This is a genomic window from uncultured Marixanthomonas sp., from assembly GCF_963974425.1.
In the GTDB taxonomy this organism is placed as follows: Bacteria; Bacteroidota; Bacteroidia; order Flavobacteriales; family Flavobacteriaceae; genus Marixanthomonas.
In genome coordinates, this window is the sequence record NZ_CAXBCK010000017.1 from 19739 (window position 1) to 36245 (window position 16507).

The window sequence follows — 16507 nt, forward strand, 5'->3', positions numbered from 1 at the left end:
AGATATGAAATATAGATTTTAAGAATCAATCTCATTACTTACTAATTCAGAAATTTATATGATAAAACTATAATTAATTTCATAAAAATATAACATTAATTATAGTGTGATATTCCATTAATAAACAGTACTTTTGCACGCCTAAAAATTGGTAACATTATGACAATTAAAAACATCGCCATTATTGCCCACGTTGACCACGGTAAAACCACCTTGGTAGATAAGATTATGCACCACTGTAGTTTGTTTCGTGAAAACGAACAAACCGGGGAGCTAATTTTGGATAATAATGATTTGGAACGTGAGCGTGGTATTACCATTACGTCTAAAAACGTTTCGGTTACATATAAAGACACAAAGATTAATATTATCGATACTCCAGGTCACGCCGATTTTGGTGGTGAAGTAGAGCGAGTATTAAATATGGCCGATGGGGTTTTATTATTAGTCGATGCCTTTGAAGGGCCGATGCCACAAACACGCTTTGTGTTGCAGAAAGCAATCTCACTAGGTTTAAAGCCATGTGTTGTTGTAAACAAAGTAGATAAAGACAACTGTACTCCAGATGAGGTACATGAAGCTGTTTTCGATTTAATGTTCGAACTTGGTGCTGAAGAATGGCAACTTGACTTTCCAACTGTATATGGTTCAGCTAAAAATAACTGGATGAGTGACGATTGGCAAAAGCCAACCGACTCTATCGAGCCAGCTTTAGATATGGTATTAGAGCATGTTCCTTCTCCTAAAATTGAAGAAGGTACAACTCAATTATTGATTACTTCATTAGATTATTCTTCCTTTACCGGGCGTATTGCTATTGGTCGTTTACAGCGTGGTACATTGAAAGAAAATATGCAAGTTACTTTGGTAAAACGTGATGGCACCAAAGTGAAATCTAGAATTAAAGAATTACATACGTTTGAAGGCTTAGGCCGTATAAAAGTTGACGAAGTTCAGGCAGGTGATATTTGTGCCTTGGTTGGCCTTGAAGGATTTGAAATTGGTGATACCGTTGCCGATCTTGAAAATCCAGAAGCATTAAAAACCATCGCTATTGATGAACCAACAATGAGTATGTTGTTTACTATTAACGATTCTCCTTTCTTCGGAAAAGATGGAAAGTTTGTTACTTCTCGTCACGTAAGAGAACGTTTGGAGCGCGAATTAGAGAAAAATTTAGCGTTGCGTGTAAACTCAACAGATAGTGCCGATAAGTTTTTGGTATTTGGTCGTGGGGTATTACACCTTTCAGTATTAATTGAAACCATGCGTCGTGAAGGATACGAACTTCAAATTGGACAACCACAGGTAATCATCAAAGAAATTGATGGGAAAAAATGTGAGCCAGTTGAAGAATTAACAATCGATCTTCCTGAAACCGTAAGCGGTAAAGCTATCGAAATGGTAACTTTACGTAAAGGTGAAATGTTAAGTATGGAAGCCAAAGGTGAACGTATGGTATGTAAATTCAATATTCCTTCAAGAGGAATTATTGGTTTGCGTAACCAATTATTAACTGCAACAGCAGGTGAAGCTATTATGACGCACCGTTTCTTAGAATACCAACCCTTAAAAGGAGGTATTCCTGAAAGACAAAACGGTAGTTTAGTTTCTATGGAAAAAGGAAAAGCAATCCCTTATTCTATCGATAAATTACAAGATCGTGGTCGCTTTTTTGTGGATCCGGGAGAAGATATTTACGAAGGTCAAGTTATTGGAGAAAACTCTCGTCAAGACGATATGACAGTGAACATTACAAAAACTAAGAAACTAAGTAACGTACGTTCTTCTGGTGCAGATGATAAAGCCAAAATTGTACCGGCTATTAAATTCTCATTAGAAGAAGCGTTGGAATATATTCAGAAAGATGAATACGTTGAGGTTACACCAAACCACCTTCGTCTTAGAAAAGTATATTTAAAAGAAGTGGATAGAAAAAGAAATAAGATAATGTAATTTATTTCTGAAATTTTATAGAAAGAACCACTGTCATTTTTGATGGTGGTTTTTTTTATTGGTGTGATTTTCTTTGGGACATATAATGAATGCTTATACTGTTCAATAAAATAAAAATCACAAAAAACGGCACCCAATCGTTATAAAAAGTAAACCGTTTTAAGGTGTGCATTCCCACAGCTACAATAGCTATATTGCTTAAAGTGATACACGTTACAAAAGCAATAGCTTTAAATCGGTTGGTATTTGAGACGTTTATTTTACTAATTCCGAAGAGAAATAAAATAACAAATAACAACACGTATTTTGAGTTTTCAAATCCGTAACTGAAATTTTTAATATACAGCGAAAGCCATTTTTTAAAATTGTCTTTTATTAATGGTGTGGCCATTGCCGTAGTCGTTTCATCAACTTTAATTAAGGCATCATCTTCCGAAAGTTCTTTCTCGTATCGCGCTTTCCCGATAGGATAAATTGTACCATTTGCAATTTTTGCAAAATTGGCTATATAGTGTGAGATAACATCTTGCCCTTCAGAAATGGCAGCAGCTTCATTAAAGTTATTTTCTTCAATTTCAGCGTAAATAGTATTGAAATAGGCTTTTTCTTCTTCCGAAGTATAAATAGAAGCATCGTCTTTATCTGCAACATACATCGCAGGCGCTAAAAGATGGATGCCGGTCCAAGGGGTATTGGTAAAATGACCGTGCACGATTTTATGGTAGGTGCTATCCGTCAGTGAAACCAGAAAGGGCAGTAGTACCAAAACAATAAAATGTAGAATGTGGTTTTTAAACGTTTTTGATTTGTAACTTATCCAAAATAGGATTACCAAACCAATAGGTACAAAATACAAAAACTGTTTTCGCGTTAATAGAAGGAGGAACAAGAAGATGAGTGCATAACTTAAGTGTTTAGTACGTTCCTTAAAAAAGAATAATAAAAAATGTATAGTTATCAATAAGTACAACGGATAGGCAATTGCTTCTGTAAGTATGTTATTTGCAATTTTATGGTTGTACACATATGGAATTAATAAAATACCAGTCAATAACAAATACCAAAATGCTTGTAAAGAAATGTGTTTTCGTAGCTGATTGACAAAAAACCAAACCGATGCCAGACCTAAAAGTAATTGTAGAACCTTTAAAGCTGGTTTGTAATAATCACCAAAAATAGCTTCTACAGCATTTACAAAAAGAGGATACATTGGCGTTCGGTTAAACCAAATATCAATATAACCTAAGGAGTCGGGTTGTAATGCAATGGGAGTAGTTAATACAAGAATGGCAACCACACAAAATAGGGTGCTCACACAAAGTTTAAAGTGCTTCTCAAAAAAAGTAAACAACGCCATATAGTATATACTTGTAAAACCGTTGCTAAAAGTAAAAATAATTTTAGTTTTACATGGCGTAACCAATATTAGTTTCTTGAATACACCGAAAAATAAAAACAAACCTGAATTTCAGGTGCAAAAATATACTGCTTCGCATAAAGCGGAATGGAACGATTTTATCGCTTCGGCAAAAAACGCCACTTTTTTATTTGACCGTAATTTTATGGAGTACCATAGTGATCGGTTTGAAGATTTTTCATTGATGGTGTATAAAGATGAAAAGCTCTACGCTGTTTTACCGGCTAATAAAAAGGGAGATACGGTTATTTCGCATCAAGGATTGACCTACGGAAGTTTTGTGCTTCAGGAAAAAGGGAAACTATTGGCTGCTTTTGAAGCATTTAAAGCAACACTCGAGTTTTTATATGCTGAAGGAATTAAAACTATGGATATTCGTATCATCCCGACATTTTACAATACACTTCCGGCAGATGAATTATCGTACTTTCTTTTTAAAGCAAATGCAACTTTGGTGAAACGTGATGTATTGATGGTAATCGATTATGCAAATAAATTACGATTTCAGAAAAACAGAAGAGAAGGTATTAATAAAGCGGTTAGAAATGGATTAACCGTACAGATAGATGATAATTACGAAGGATTTTGGAATGAAATTTTAATCCCGAACCTACAGAAAAAACACGGAGTGAACCCCGTTCATACACTCGAAGAAATTAAATTATTGGCTTCCCGTTTTCCGAAGAATATCAAACAAGTAAATGTTTATAAAGACAAAAGAATTGTCGCTGGGACAACGGTTTTCTTGACAAAGACAACTATTCACCCGCAATATGTTTCCGGGAATGTAGATAAAAACACCTACGGAAGTTTAGATTTAGCGTACGATTTTATTATTAATCAGTTTCAAACTGATAAGCGGTATTTTGACTTTAATATTTCAAGCGAAGAAAACGGTAAACATTTAAACCAAGGGCTTATTTTTTGGAAAGAAAGCTGTGGCGCACGTACGTTTACTGCAGATAATTACGTTGTAGAGACTGCTGCGTATAAAACTTTAGACCTATCATTGATATGATTCCATTTTTAAACTTACATAAAATCAATGCCCGTTTTGAAGCCGAATTTCAGTTGCGGTTTAAAGCATTTTTAGATTCTGGTTATTATATTTTAGGGAATAATGTCAGTTCTTTTGAAACCAGCTTTGCTGAATATTGCGAAACCAAACATTGTATTGGGGTTGCAAACGGACTAGAAGCTTTGCGGCTGATATTAGAAGGCTATAGAGTATTAGGAAAACTAAAAGAAGGCGATGAAGTTCTGGTAGCTTCAAATACCTATATCGCTACCATTTTAGCCATTAAACAAGCTGGAATGACTCCAGTTTTGGTTGAAGCCGAGCTAGACACTTATAATTTCAATAGTAAAACGTTGGAAAAAAGTATTTCTGAAAAAACAAAAGCCATCATGCCCGTTCATTTATATGGGCAATTGGCACCGATGGCTGATATTTCAAAAGTGGCAAAAGAAAATAATCTATTAGTGATTGAAGATGCCGCACAAGCGCATGGAGCAAGAGATACAAATGGCAAACTAGCTGGAAATTTGAGTGATGCTGCTGGTTTTAGTTTTTATCCAACAAAAAACTTAGGTGCTTTGGGTGATGGTGGAGCGGTTACAACAAACGATGATGAATTGGCTGCCGTATTGCGAAAACTTCGCAACTACGGGGCTTCTTCAAAATATGTAAATGAATTAACTGGCTTTAATTCTCGGTTGGATGAAATACAAGCAACCTTTTTAAATATAAAACTACCCAAACTTGATGCTGATAATGAACGCCGACGCGGGTTGGCAAGAAAGTATATTTCTGAAATAAATAATAAAAAAATCACTCTTCCAACTTGGGATGACAGTGAAAATCATATTTTTCATTTGTTTGTGGTTCGGGTAAAAGACCGCACCGATTTTATAGAATACTTAAAGGAAAATAAAATAGGAACATTAATTCATTACCCCATCCCACCGCATCAACAAGAAGCATTACCGGAGTTTAATGATTTATCATTTCCAGTCACGGAGCAAATTCATAATGAAGTAGTGAGTATTCCAATAAGTCCGGTGATGAGTGATGAAGAGGTAGATGAGGTTATTTTAGCAATCAATAACTACTAATTGAAAATCCCAAAATTTATACGCGACAACCTGCTTTTAAAGATGACTTCTTTAAATGCTGGGGTTATTGTAATACGGTTGTTTGTCGCTTTTTTTCTACAGCGTGAGTTGACAGATATTGTCGGGAAGGCTGGATACGCAAAAATTGGTTCGTTGCGTAACTTATTACAAATGTTAACTTCTATCACCTCGTTTGGTGTTTTTAATGGCGTAGTAAAATATGTAGCCGATTTCAAAGAAGATAGCGAGCAACTTCAAAAACTTTTTTCAACCACGTTTGTGTTTACATTGATAGGAAGTGTTACTTCTTTTTTAATACTTTTTTTTGGTGCTGGGTTTATTAGTGAATATTTTTTCTATACTACAGACTTTGCCTACATCGTGAAAATTGTAGCCGTGGTAGCACCTTTTATTGCGATACAACGGGTGTTCAATGGTATTGTAAATGGTTTATCCGATTATAAAAAATTCGCAAAAATAGAATTAGTTGCTTATTTGTTAGGAGCCACCTTAACATTGTTTATGTTGTATAACTATAACATAGACGGAGCGTTGCTTGCTATTGCGCTAATTCCGGTTATTCAGGTTGCTGTCATGCTTTTTATTTTTATAAAAGTACTGCGGCGCTATGTTCGGTTTTCTGAAATTTCCTTTAAAGCACCTTACGCTAAAAGTCTATTAGCCTTTTCATTAATGTCTTTTGTAGCTACCGTTTTAGTAAATTATGTTGAGATAGATATTCGTTCTATGTTAGCCAAGCGAATGAGTGAAGACGATGCAGGAATTTGGACAGGTATGACCACGCTTTCAAAAAACTATATGGTATTTTCTGGGGCTATATTTACGTTGTATGTAATTCCGAAATTTACTGGAATAAAAACCGAAACGGGTTTTAAAAAAGAACTCTTTAATATTTATAAAACATTATTACCGTTATTCGGCATTGGGATGTTGGTCATTTATTTTCTGCGCTTTCAGTTTATAGAATATGTCTTTATCGATTTTGATGAAATGGCACCACTGTTTAAATGGCAGTTATTAGGCGATTTTATTAAATTGGCTGCTTTGGTATTGTTACACCAATTTATTGCGAAGAAAATGGTGCGTAATTTTATTTTTACTGAATTGTTTTCACTAGTCTTGTTTTACGTGTTTTCGTATGCATTGGTTGCTGAATATGGTGTAGAAGGGGTGGTGTTTGCCCATTTTATTCGGTATGTGTTATACTTTTTCTTAGTATTTTTCTTGGTACTACGCTATTTCAAAAAACAAAAAAACAATCCTGAAACCTTAACGCCTTAACCATGCAGCCGTATAGAAATTCATTTAGGCATGTTATGAAAGCCACTTCGTTATTTGGCGGGGTGCAGGTTTTCAATATTCTTATTTCTATTGTGCGGTCTAAGTTTATTGCATTGTTTATCGGCCCTACGGGAATGGGGATTGCCAGTTTATTCAACACGACACTTAATGTGGTGGATGCGGTTACCAACCTTGGCTTGAACCGAAGCGCGGTCAAAGATATTTCGTATGCGAAAGAAAATTACGAAGCCAGTAAAGTAGCCCGGACCATCCACGTTTTAAAACGCTTGGTTTGGTTTACTGCAGTCATTGGAACCGTTTTAATGATGATAACATCACCTTGGCTTAGTGAAATAGCATTTGAAAGTAAGGAATATACCATTTCGTTTATTTGGCTTTCTGCAGCACTTCTTTTTAAGCAATTTACGCATAGTAATTTGGCTATTTTGCAGGGCTTGCAGAAGCTTGGCAATCTGGCGAAGGCTAATTTAGTAGGAAACACGGTTGGACTTCTTATAACCGTGCCGTTGTATTACTTTTTTAGAATAGACGCTATTGTTCCCGCAATTATCATTGCATCGCTTATCAGTTTTGCGATTACGCTGTATTATACAAACAAAACGAAAGTTGAAAAAGTTGCACTGACCAATAAAGAAGCTTTTTCTGAAGGGAAAGAGATGATTAATTTAGGCGTTACGTTGAGCGTAAGTAGCGTAATTACCTTACTTGCCGCTTACGTTATTCAGATTTATATAAGTAATGAAGGAGGAGTAGATGCTGTAGGTTTTTACAATGCTGGGATGGTAATTTTAAATACCTACGTAGGTCTAGTATTTAATGCGATGAGTACGGATTATTTTCCACGTCTTTCGGCAGTTTCCAATGCCATTGAAAAAGTACGAAACATAGTTTTTGAACAAGCTTTTATAGCTGTATTGTTAATCCTGCCTATCATTGTTATTTTTGTTGCTTTTGCCCCGTTTATTATCACATTGCTGTATAGTCAAGAGTTTTCGCCGACGGTGCAATTTGTAAGTTGGGGTATTTTAGGGATGTTGTTTAAGGCCGTTTCTTTTTCCTTGGGATATATTATTATTGCCAAAGGCGACTCAAAAGTATTTATTAAAACTGCTATTGGTTTCAATATTACATTAGTTGTCATGAATATCATTGGTTATACGTATTGGGGGCTTGAAGGATTGGGGATTAGCTATTTTATCTATTTTCTCATTCATTTTATAGTAATTTGGTTAATAACCTATTACCGCTATAATTTTACATTTAAAAAGGAGTTCTATTACATTTTCGGAATTTCTATTGTACTTTGTTCTCTTGCATTTTTATTATCAAATATAGAAGATGATGTACTGAAATATGTATCATTGAGTGTTATGATTATAATTTCTAGTATCTTTTCAGTCTATCATATCGATAAAAAAATTGAGATACGGGATTTGATTCAAAACTTTTTCAGAAGAAAAAAATAATGGCCGGAGTAAGGATAACTTATAGAAAACTTAAAAAGAAATTCAAAGTTTACCTCACAGTAAACTGGTTTGCTACTTGGTATTTTAACTTAAAGATGTTCCCTTTTTCTGTTGCCAGAAAACTTCCTGTTTTTTTCTACGGAAGTGTTCGGTTTCAAAATTTAAAAGGTAAATTCAAAATAGAAGCACCAATTGAAAGGGGAATGATTGGTTTTGGGCAGGCTTACGAAAAAACCACTAGGCACCTAGGCTTATCCGAATTATCACTAGAAGGAACAATAGTTTGCCATGGTCGAGTACAGTTTGGTAAAGACTATTTTATCCACGTGAGTGAAGAGGCTATTTTAATACTAGGGAATATGGCGGGAATGGCTACCTTGGGGAAAATTATTTGTACTAATAAAATTACTTTCAGTACTTATGTCAGAGTGGGGTCTGAATGCCAGATTATAGATACCGATTTTCACCAAATGATAGATACAAGGACGAATAAAAAGTTACCTATCTCGCAACCAATTGTCCTTGGCGAGTATAATTATGTAGGAAGGTGGTCTTCTGTTATGAAAGGAACCAAAACACCAAATTACTGCACCATAGCATCAAATACCCTTTGCAATAAAGATTATACTTCGTATGGTAACAATATTCTTATAGGAGGGATTCCTGCAAAACTTTTAAAGGAAAATATTTCAAGAGACTGGGAGGGCGAGCGTGAGATGATGGAGCGTTCTCTTGTTTTAAATTTATAACTTTTATTAAGTTACCAGAATCACCAAGAACATCCATTTGATCCGTCTAAGGCTATTCTTCTATAATGGATTAATGGATACCACCATTTCGCATCATTAAATTGAGAGTTTTTCAAATCGTCTACATGGATGGATTGCCCATTATATATTAAAATACATTCAATAGGGCCTTCATATTTTTGAGACCACTTTGCTACTTGGGTTTTAAATTCAATTAAAGGAAGCGCATACCCATCTAGCGTACCAGCCCCTTCCCATTTATACTTGTCAGATATTTTAATTATGGTAACCAGATTTTCTTCAAACCCCCATATTTTGGTTTTCTGTGTGTCGATTAGGTAATGGTTGCTACGATTTGCTTCGGTAACTAAATTACTGAACATGGTTAAGTTTCCAGAATTGGAGAGACCTAAGTATGCTTGTCCACTCCATAGTATTATAAACAATACTGGGATAAAGGGTAGTAAGGTGGGCTTTATTTTCTGTTTTTTGTAAGTAGTTTTTGTAATTAAGAAATAGAAAAACAATAGCCACCCCAGATTAAAGATTACTCCATTGCAAAACCGAATCAAGGTGTTTTCAACTAAATTAAAACGGGTTATAAAAAAAGAGGTTAACACGGCTAGCATTGAAAAAAATACGTATAATCGAACTGCTTTAAAGGCTTTATAATTTTTTTCAATTTTATTAAAATTTATTAGGCTACCCGTAAGCAAGAAGCCTGCTAATGCACTAAAGTTAGAAAATCCACATAGTGTAAGGTAAAAATGGAACAACACCAGGGCCCAAGCAGAAATTTTTCTGGTTTTATAATGTAGTAAACCAAAAGGAATCAACATTTCAACAATAATGGTTATAATCTGTGACGAACGGATTAAAAAAAGTGAGGGTTTAAAATTCTCCCCAAAGAGGAGAGTGTTTAAGTTATTACTTACATATAAATTACAGGTTTCAGAAAGACTAAAAAAACCAGCGTTCAGCTTGTGAAACCCTGCCATAAAATATACTGCGATAAGTGTATACCTGAAAACATACGAAATGTTCTTCGGCCGAAAGGTGTTTGCTGTTATGCTTTTAAACTTATAGACTAATAAAAACAAAAGAAAAAGCCCAATAAATATTTCCAAGTTGCCATGGTTGGTAATCCTTGGAAATATAGGGATATAAACTAGCAAGAGACTTATAATAGATAAAAAAGTAGTCCACCAAAATTTAGGACTTAAAAATTGTAGCCCTACCATTGTCAAAATAAATGCAATGGTATAGGGCTGAGACCAATATCCACTTCCAATACCTATCAGTATCGCACAATTAAAAAGAACCGAAAGAGTAAAAAGCGGTTTATTTATCGACTTGAACATATGGATTCAAAACTATTATACTTTTTTAAATATTTTTCTGCAATTTTAATAAAGTTATGTTCTGTATCAATAAATTCCCGAGCATTTTTGGAAATTTCTGCAATTTTTGATGGGTTTAATACTAATTGTTCCAAATCATTGTAAATAGCTTGGGCATCGGGCACTGCATTAATGGCCACTGTCTTTTCTAAGTTGTAATATTCAACAAATTCCTTTTCAGCACCAGTAAAAACTACTTTTCCCTTGGCCATTGCTTCGAGCGCATTGTACCCTTGATCAATACCCAATACTTGGTCTAATACAATATGAGCTTGGTTGTACAACTCAATATATTTTGCATAGGGAACACTTTCAACCGTGATAATTTCGATTTTATCGCTATACTTTTGTTCAAGCATGGAAAGTGCTTCTTCAAAATAATCACTACCTTTTTTATAATAATTACCACGGTTTATACCGTGAAAGATTATTATTTTAGATTGAGTATTAACTGGAATATAGGATAGTTTTTCAGTATTTATTGGATTTGGAATCAATCCTAAATACAATGGATGTCCTTTCATAGGGATGTGATAATCCATATCGGTGGCAATTACTCCTGAAATATATTGAAATACAAATTCATGCAATGACTTAAACTTTGGCTGAATATATTTTAGAGCAGGATCAAATTCTTTTTTGGACACCTTTCCATTAAACAATGGACTTAAAATAGAGTAATTGAACTTTTTATCATAAGCATATCTTACACTTATATAATCTGTGCCACAGGACAATAAAAAAAGTTTTTTATTATTTTTAGCTAAAAATAAAATAATTTCCTTTTCAATTTTCGGTGTGACACCCAAAGGGCTTTCATTAATAAGCTGAACCACATCATAATTTTTCAGTTTTTCAGAATGATTAAAAAATTGTTTTTTAATGTTTTCTGAAGCTAAATCAAGACTGAACAACTTAAAAAGTAATACTTTCCATTTTTTTGTAAGTCCCGAAGTGTATTTTCGCTTCAGTCTAATATCAACTGGATAGTTTTTAAAGTGATCGCCACAGCCAATAATGGTAACCTCGTGTCCTAACGCAATTAACCCTTCTTTTAAGGAGTTGTGTAACCTGCTGTATTCGCCGACAAGGAGTATCTTCATAAATGCGTTATATTTGCTGAAACAACCTTTCAAAAGTACAATTATTTATGGCCAGTAAACAACCGTCAAAACAATTTAAAGTCTGTTTGGTTGCAATTTCACTGGGTAAAGGAGGAAAAGAGCGATCTACAGCCTTGCTGTCCAGAATGCTCACAAAAAGTGGTTTCAACGTTTTCATCGTTATATTAAACAACAAAGTGGATTATTCTTACGCAGGAAACTTGTTTAACTTAGGAACTTTCAAAACAGACAATGATACGCTCTCAAAACGATTGTCAAGATTTAAAAAACTAAAGCGTTTTTTTAAAGAAGAAGATTTTGATTTTATAATTGATACTCGCAGTAGAGGCTCAGCGATAAAAGAATTATTTTACCTTCATTATTTATATAAAAAGCAGCATATAATTTATTTAGCTCATAGTTTTAATACCCCCCAGTATTTTACAAAACGATTTTGGATTGGAAAAAAAATGGTGGATAAAGCAGTAGCCATTGTAGGAGTTTCAAAAGCAATTACTAGAAAAATAAATGAAGAGTATGCCACAAATAAGGCAATTACTATATATAATCCTTCTGAACCTTTTACTGAAACGGAAAAAGAAAATCCTTTTTCAGAAAAATACATTCTATATCTTGGACGTATTGAAGAAAAAGTTAAAAATTTCACGCTACTTTTAGCAGCTTATAAGGCTTCTAACCTTGTTAAAAATGGAATTTATTTAAAAATTGTTGGTGATGGATCTGATACTGAGTTTGTTAAACAAAAAGTAAAAGATTTAAAACTATCTAATACAGTAGATATCTATCCCTTTACACCAGAAATTGTGCCTTATTTAAAAAATGCACTATATTTAACCCTAACAAGTCGTTACGAAGGGTTCCCAATGGTCTTGATTGAATCCCTTTCTTTAGGAACGCCTGTCCTTTCGGTAGCTTGCGAAAGTGGTCCGGATGAAATTATTATTCATAGAAAAAATGGATTGTTGGTCGAAAATTTTTCCGAAAAAGCACTAGCGGAAGCGATGAACAACTTAGCTTTTAATGGTGAGCTTTACAAAACCTGTAAGCTAAATGCCAAAAAAAGTGTTTCGCATTTAAAAATGGAGACTATTGCTGCACAATGGACCAATTTATTGAACTCAAAAAAACATAAACTTGAAAAGTAGAATAATTAACATACCTAAGATAGTAGATAAAGAAGGAAGAGGAAACCTTTCGGTAATAGAGAAAGACGTCTTGCCATATCCCGTAAAACGAGTATATTACCTATACGATGTCCCTAGCGGTTCCAGTAGAGGCGGTCATGCGCATAAAGAACAATTAGAATTTTTAATTGCTGTAAGTGGTAGCTTTGATGTTGTTCTTGATGATGGAAACGAAAAACAAAAAGTAACGCTAAATAAACCCGATAAAGGGCTATTGATTGCAACAAACACATGGCGCGAACTTGAAAATTTTTCTTCAGGATCTGTATGTGTTGTTTTATCTTCTGGAGAATTTGATGAAACGGATTATATTAGAAAGTATGAAGATTTTATAAAATAAAAAATTGACTTATTAAATGAGCAATTTTTACAAAAGGATTAAATTATTTATATGGATTAATGGCATAGCGAGCTGGATTTTTTACCCACTTTTAAAAATAAAGGATTTTAGAAGCAAAAAATATCCAGAATGTTATGTGAAGGAAATTTCAAAACCTATTTCTGTAAATCTTTCGAATTATTTTTTTAACGGAAGTGCTTATTGGAAAAATTTTAAAAACCTTAAAAGTGACGGCCTTTTTTTTGCAGAAATACCCAATGCAACTATTATAAGTAAGGGTATTTTACTCGACTCTAAAAATAGGGTTATTTTGGAAAGTACTATTTTTCAAACAGAATATTTAAATAGGTTAAACAGTAATCACTTAGTTTTCTTAAAAGGTTTTTTACCCAAGAAAAAGGGAGCAAATGTAGTGTCTTTATTAAATAAATTAGATAATAATTACTTTCACTGGACCTTAGAATCTCTTACTAGGGTATTATTAATACATGAAGAACCTTTTTTTAGAGATTATAATATACTTATAAAAGATGGGGCACTACCTTTTGTGAAAAAATCACTTAAATTTCTTTTTAATGTGCCTGAAACAAATATTATTACAAAAACCCTTGGAGAGAAACTTGAAGTAAAGAAAGCTTTGGTTGTTTCATTTCCCCATATTCGGAATGTAAATACTCGAATGACGAATGTTTATATGCCAAGCGTTATAAAAAGACTCAATGAGCTTGCTCATAAAAGAGTGAATGCGGCTAAACTTAAATTTGAAAGGCTACCCAAAAACTTTATTATTTCAAGAAAAAATGCCATTTCGAGACGTATTTTGAATGAAGAGAAGCTAATTGAGAGTCTTTCTTACTTGAATTTTGAACAGGTTGTACTAGAAGAGCTTTCCTTTGAAGAGCAGGTAGTACTTTTTGTAGGTGCAAAAAAAATAATTTCGTCTCACGGAGCAGGTATTACAAACATTATATACGCCCATGATCCTATTTTGATAGAAATTTTTCCAGAGGAAAGAAGTATTCGAGATGCCTATTATTTTGTGCAAATAACTGGAGCTTTAGAGATTGAGCATCATCTTTTTAAACATAAAACCCAAAATAAAAAAGAGGATATGGTTATAGGTAATACAATGATTGCTACGTTTAAAAAAATATTTGAGGCATCTATTTAAAAGTACCAATAGAAAATCCATTTTTTGCCATAACCGATTGTAGCTTTAACAGTATTTCAATTGTTTTAGGATTCTGTTTTAAAATAAACCGTTGTAATTTAGAAAGGCTGCTCTGATCAATCTTTTTTAAATTATCTTGAAAAGCATTTTTATCACCTATTCTTTTTGCAAAAATGCATAAAGAGTATCGGTTTAAATCTATAAATTTTTTTAAGGCTTTATTGTTTTTCTCCAAAGCTGTATAAGAATCTAGATTTAATTTGTCAGTAATTTTCTTAGATGACCGGAAGAGACTATTCTCTATGTATTTGTAATAAACACAAATTTTTGAACTGAAAATCACTTTGAACTTTACGCCAATACGGATGTAGAGATCTGTATCTTGGCCACTTTTAATATTGGGATCGTAATAACCTACAATATCAAAAATTTCTTTTTTTAAAACTGTGGTAGAACTTTGCAAAATGGAGTCTTTAAAACTTGCTTCAAAATAATCAAAAGCTCCATCTTTTTGATTTTCAAAATTTATAGAATAGCTCCTATGAAATATCTCATCTCTTTTTTTTATTGCGCTTGCTGTTGCAAACACGCTTTGCTTTGGGTACTTTTCTATTAACCTCTCTTGTTCTTCCAAATAAAAAGGAAGCCACAAATCATCCGCATCTAATAATGCAATATAATTATACTTTGCCTTTTCAATTACAAAGTTGCGTGCGGCTCCAGCTCCTTGGTTTGCTTCTGAGAAATACCGGATACGAGAATCCTTAAATTGTAAGATTTCTGCTTCACTATTATCAGTAGAACCATCATTCAAAATTACAATCTCAAACTCCTGAAGTGTCTGGTTCAAAACACTCTGTATTGTATTAGCTATATACTTTTCTTTGTTGAAAACCGATATTACGACTGAAAACTTAGGCATCTTTTTTCAATTTTATGTAGTAGGTAAGACGGTACAAATCGAATAAAAATAAAGATGGGGTTTTTGATTTTAAATTTTTAAAAATTTGCTTTTCAAATATATTAAGAATCCAATAAATTAGTAGATGTATTCTGTATTGCTTTAATTTTAAATACGTTTTTTGCAATGGTCTTTCTAGTTTAATTAAGTTTTTATTCTCTAAAAAAACAGTGGTTTCCACAGCCCTAAGCGCTTTTGAAATATAAAGTTCATTTTTTTCTAATCCTAAATGATAGACAGGGTTATCTATGTGTAATATAGAAACTTTCTTTTCTTCTAAAAGTTGTTTGAATACATTATCAAGACCATATTTATTAATAGTAAGGTGTTGATTTATTGAAATAAAAATATCTTTCTTTATAAAAAAACAGCCTGATATAATTGTTAAATACGGTTCCTTATTTCGCTCCTTTAAGGTTAAGGATTCTCTTGAATGTCCATATTTCCAACGTAGCATAAGTTCTACACTGGGTTTTGTCTCAGTATAAGCTATTCCTCCAAAAATAAGTTGAGCTTTATTTAGATTTTCAACAAAGCGATGTATGAAATTTTTATATTTTGGCATCACATCAGCATCTAAAAATAACAGCCAGTCATACATAGCTTCTCTTGCTAAAAAATCTCTTGAGGCGGTTCGGCCCCTATTTTTATCGCTTTCAATATACTTGCACCTATCAAAACTGTTTATAGAATGATTATGGATTTTAAGTTTTTTATTTGAGGAAGAATCATCCAAAACAATGATTTCATAATCGATTGATTGCTCGGCACATTGCTTTTGTAAGTTGGTGACCAACTTTACAATGTTGTAATTATATGTGGGAATGAGTATTGAAATCATCGTTTCTTTCAGAAGAAAAGTATAATTTTAAGATTTTAAAAGCGCCTTTTTAATCATTTTATGGTAATTTAAACTTCTAAGTTTTGTTTTTGAATATGAAAGGACAGGACATCGCAAATATAATCTATAACCGTATCAAAGAAGATAAATTCCAGCTTATTTCCAATTCTGAAAAAAGTAAAGAAGCGATAAGCTATTTTTATAAAGATAACTTATTACCTAAAAAAATCGCCTTACAAATAAGGAATGTTTTTCTAAAAAAGGAAATTTGTATTTAAAGTAAAGTTTATGTAAGTATAAATATGTAGTGGTACAGATGGATCAATATAATTGTTCAAAGTTGCCTTTAACTAGTGAAGATGTAATTTTTCAAACTAATGCATTTTTTCGAATGAGTTTACTAGAAGTGTTTTAAAAAGTAATTACTGAAACCCCACATGTTTTAAAAAAGAAAGATAAA

At 33.1% G+C, this 16507-nt stretch carries 14 protein-coding genes; 9 read left to right on the forward strand and 5 right to left on the reverse strand.

Going from position 1 to position 16507, the window contains the following annotated elements:
- The first annotated feature begins 159 nt into the window (after nucleotides 1-159).
- Complete coding sequence (typA, locus tag AACZ92_RS06535; protein WP_339698661.1) at nucleotides 160-1956, forward strand: translational GTPase TypA; 1797 nt, start codon at nucleotides 160-162, stop codon at nucleotides 1954-1956.
- A gap of 55 nt (nucleotides 1957-2011) precedes the next feature.
- Here typA and AACZ92_RS06540 read toward each other — a convergent pair whose 3' ends face one another.
- Nucleotides 2012-3271, reverse strand: a complete 1260-nt coding sequence (locus AACZ92_RS06540; RefSeq protein WP_339698664.1) for a hypothetical protein — start codon at nucleotides 3269-3271, stop codon at nucleotides 2012-2014.
- A gap of 118 nt (nucleotides 3272-3389) precedes the next feature.
- On the opposite strand from AACZ92_RS06540, the gene AACZ92_RS06545 reads away from it, so the two are divergent.
- From AACZ92_RS06545 to AACZ92_RS06565, 5 genes are read left to right on the forward strand one after another with little or no spacing between them, the layout of a single operon-like run.
- Complete coding sequence (locus AACZ92_RS06545) at nucleotides 3390-4391, forward strand: GNAT family N-acetyltransferase (protein WP_339698667.1); 1002 nt, start codon at nucleotides 3390-3392, stop codon at nucleotides 4389-4391.
- On the forward strand, nucleotides 4388-5488 hold the full coding sequence (locus tag AACZ92_RS06550) for a DegT/DnrJ/EryC1/StrS family aminotransferase (protein ID WP_339698670.1): 1101 nt from the start codon (nucleotides 4388-4390) through the stop codon (nucleotides 5486-5488). The genes AACZ92_RS06545 and AACZ92_RS06550 overlap by 4 nt, the downstream gene beginning before the upstream one ends.
- Nucleotides 5489-5530: 42 nt before the next feature.
- Nucleotides 5531-6790 carry an O-antigen translocase gene (locus tag AACZ92_RS06555; RefSeq protein ID WP_339698673.1) on the forward strand — a complete coding sequence of 420 codons (1260 nt, stop codon included), beginning with the start codon at nucleotides 5531-5533 and terminating at the stop codon, nucleotides 6788-6790.
- Nucleotides 6791-6792: 2 nt separating this feature from the next.
- Entirely contained in the window at nucleotides 6793-8277 is a 1485-nt protein-coding gene (locus tag AACZ92_RS06560; protein WP_339698676.1) for an O-antigen translocase, read from the forward strand.
- On the forward strand, nucleotides 8277-9026 hold the full coding sequence (locus tag AACZ92_RS06565; protein WP_339698679.1) for a transferase: 750 nt from the start codon (nucleotides 8277-8279) through the stop codon (nucleotides 9024-9026). Before AACZ92_RS06560 ends, AACZ92_RS06565 begins: the two co-directional genes overlap by 1 nt.
- A 20-nt stretch (nucleotides 9027-9046) precedes the next feature.
- On the opposite strand, the gene AACZ92_RS06570 is transcribed toward AACZ92_RS06565, so the two are convergent.
- Both AACZ92_RS06570 and AACZ92_RS06575 read right to left on the reverse strand, forming a co-directional pair.
- A complete protein-coding gene (locus AACZ92_RS06570; protein WP_339698682.1) occupies nucleotides 9047-10387 on the reverse strand; it encodes an HTTM domain-containing protein in 1341 nt (446 codons plus the stop codon).
- Nucleotides 10372-11529 carry a glycosyltransferase gene (locus tag AACZ92_RS06575; protein ID WP_339698685.1) on the reverse strand — a complete coding sequence of 386 codons (1158 nt, stop codon included), beginning with the start codon at nucleotides 11527-11529 and terminating at the stop codon, nucleotides 10372-10374. The genes AACZ92_RS06570 and AACZ92_RS06575 overlap by 16 nt, the downstream gene beginning before the upstream one ends.
- A 47-nt stretch (nucleotides 11530-11576) precedes the next feature.
- Between AACZ92_RS06575 and AACZ92_RS06580 the strand changes: the two genes are divergently transcribed.
- From AACZ92_RS06580 to AACZ92_RS06590, 3 genes are all read left to right on the forward strand, one after another.
- The gene (locus AACZ92_RS06580; protein WP_339698688.1) at nucleotides 11577-12695 is read left to right on the forward strand and encodes a glycosyltransferase; all 1119 of its coding nucleotides are present in this window, start codon (nucleotides 11577-11579) and stop codon (nucleotides 12693-12695) included.
- Nucleotides 12685-13074, forward strand: a complete 390-nt coding sequence (locus tag AACZ92_RS06585; RefSeq protein ID WP_339698690.1) for an FdtA/QdtA family cupin domain-containing protein — start codon at nucleotides 12685-12687, stop codon at nucleotides 13072-13074. Before AACZ92_RS06580 ends, AACZ92_RS06585 begins: the two co-directional genes overlap by 11 nt.
- Nucleotides 13075-13384: 310 nt before the next feature.
- Entirely contained in the window at nucleotides 13385-14245 is an 861-nt protein-coding gene (locus AACZ92_RS06590) for a glycosyltransferase family 61 protein (protein ID WP_339698693.1), read from the forward strand.
- On the opposite strand, the gene AACZ92_RS06595 is transcribed toward AACZ92_RS06590, so the two are convergent.
- Both AACZ92_RS06595 and AACZ92_RS06600 read right to left on the reverse strand, forming a co-directional pair.
- The gene (locus AACZ92_RS06595) at nucleotides 14238-15167 is read right to left on the reverse strand and encodes a glycosyltransferase family 2 protein (protein ID WP_339698696.1); all 930 of its coding nucleotides are present in this window, start codon (nucleotides 15165-15167) and stop codon (nucleotides 14238-14240) included. The two genes, AACZ92_RS06590 and AACZ92_RS06595, sit on opposite strands and share 8 nt — an antisense overlap.
- Complete coding sequence (locus tag AACZ92_RS06600; RefSeq protein WP_339698699.1) at nucleotides 15160-16047, reverse strand: glycosyltransferase family 2 protein; 888 nt, start codon at nucleotides 16045-16047, stop codon at nucleotides 15160-15162. The genes AACZ92_RS06595 and AACZ92_RS06600 overlap by 8 nt, the downstream gene beginning before the upstream one ends.
- Nucleotides 16048-16507: the final 460 nt, after the last annotated feature.

Coding starts and splice junctions, on each gene's coding strand:
- AACZ92_RS06575 (WP_339698685.1), bottom strand. CDS start 11,529: ATGAAGATACTCCTTGTCGGCGAATACAGCAGGTTACACAACTCCTTA.
- AACZ92_RS06565 (WP_339698679.1), top strand. CDS start 8,277: ATGGCCGGAGTAAGGATAACTTATAGAAAACTTAAAAAGAAATTCAAA.
- AACZ92_RS06570 (WP_339698682.1), bottom strand. CDS start 10,387: ATGTTCAAGTCGATAAATAAACCGCTTTTTACTCTTTCGGTTCTTTTT.
- AACZ92_RS06600 (WP_339698699.1), bottom strand. CDS start 16,047: ATGATTTCAATACTCATTCCCACATATAATTACAACATTGTAAAGTTG.
- AACZ92_RS06555 (WP_339698673.1), top strand. CDS start 5,531: ATGACTTCTTTAAATGCTGGGGTTATTGTAATACGGTTGTTTGTCGCT.
- AACZ92_RS06595 (WP_339698696.1), bottom strand. CDS start 15,167: ATGCCTAAGTTTTCAGTCGTAATATCGGTTTTCAACAAAGAAAAGTAT.
- AACZ92_RS06580 (WP_339698688.1), top strand. CDS start 11,577: ATGGCCAGTAAACAACCGTCAAAACAATTTAAAGTCTGTTTGGTTGCA.
- AACZ92_RS06550 (WP_339698670.1), top strand. CDS start 4,388: ATGATTCCATTTTTAAACTTACATAAAATCAATGCCCGTTTTGAAGCC.
- typA (WP_339698661.1), top strand. CDS start 160: ATGACAATTAAAAACATCGCCATTATTGCCCACGTTGACCACGGTAAA.
- AACZ92_RS06560 (WP_339698676.1), top strand. CDS start 6,793: ATGCAGCCGTATAGAAATTCATTTAGGCATGTTATGAAAGCCACTTCG.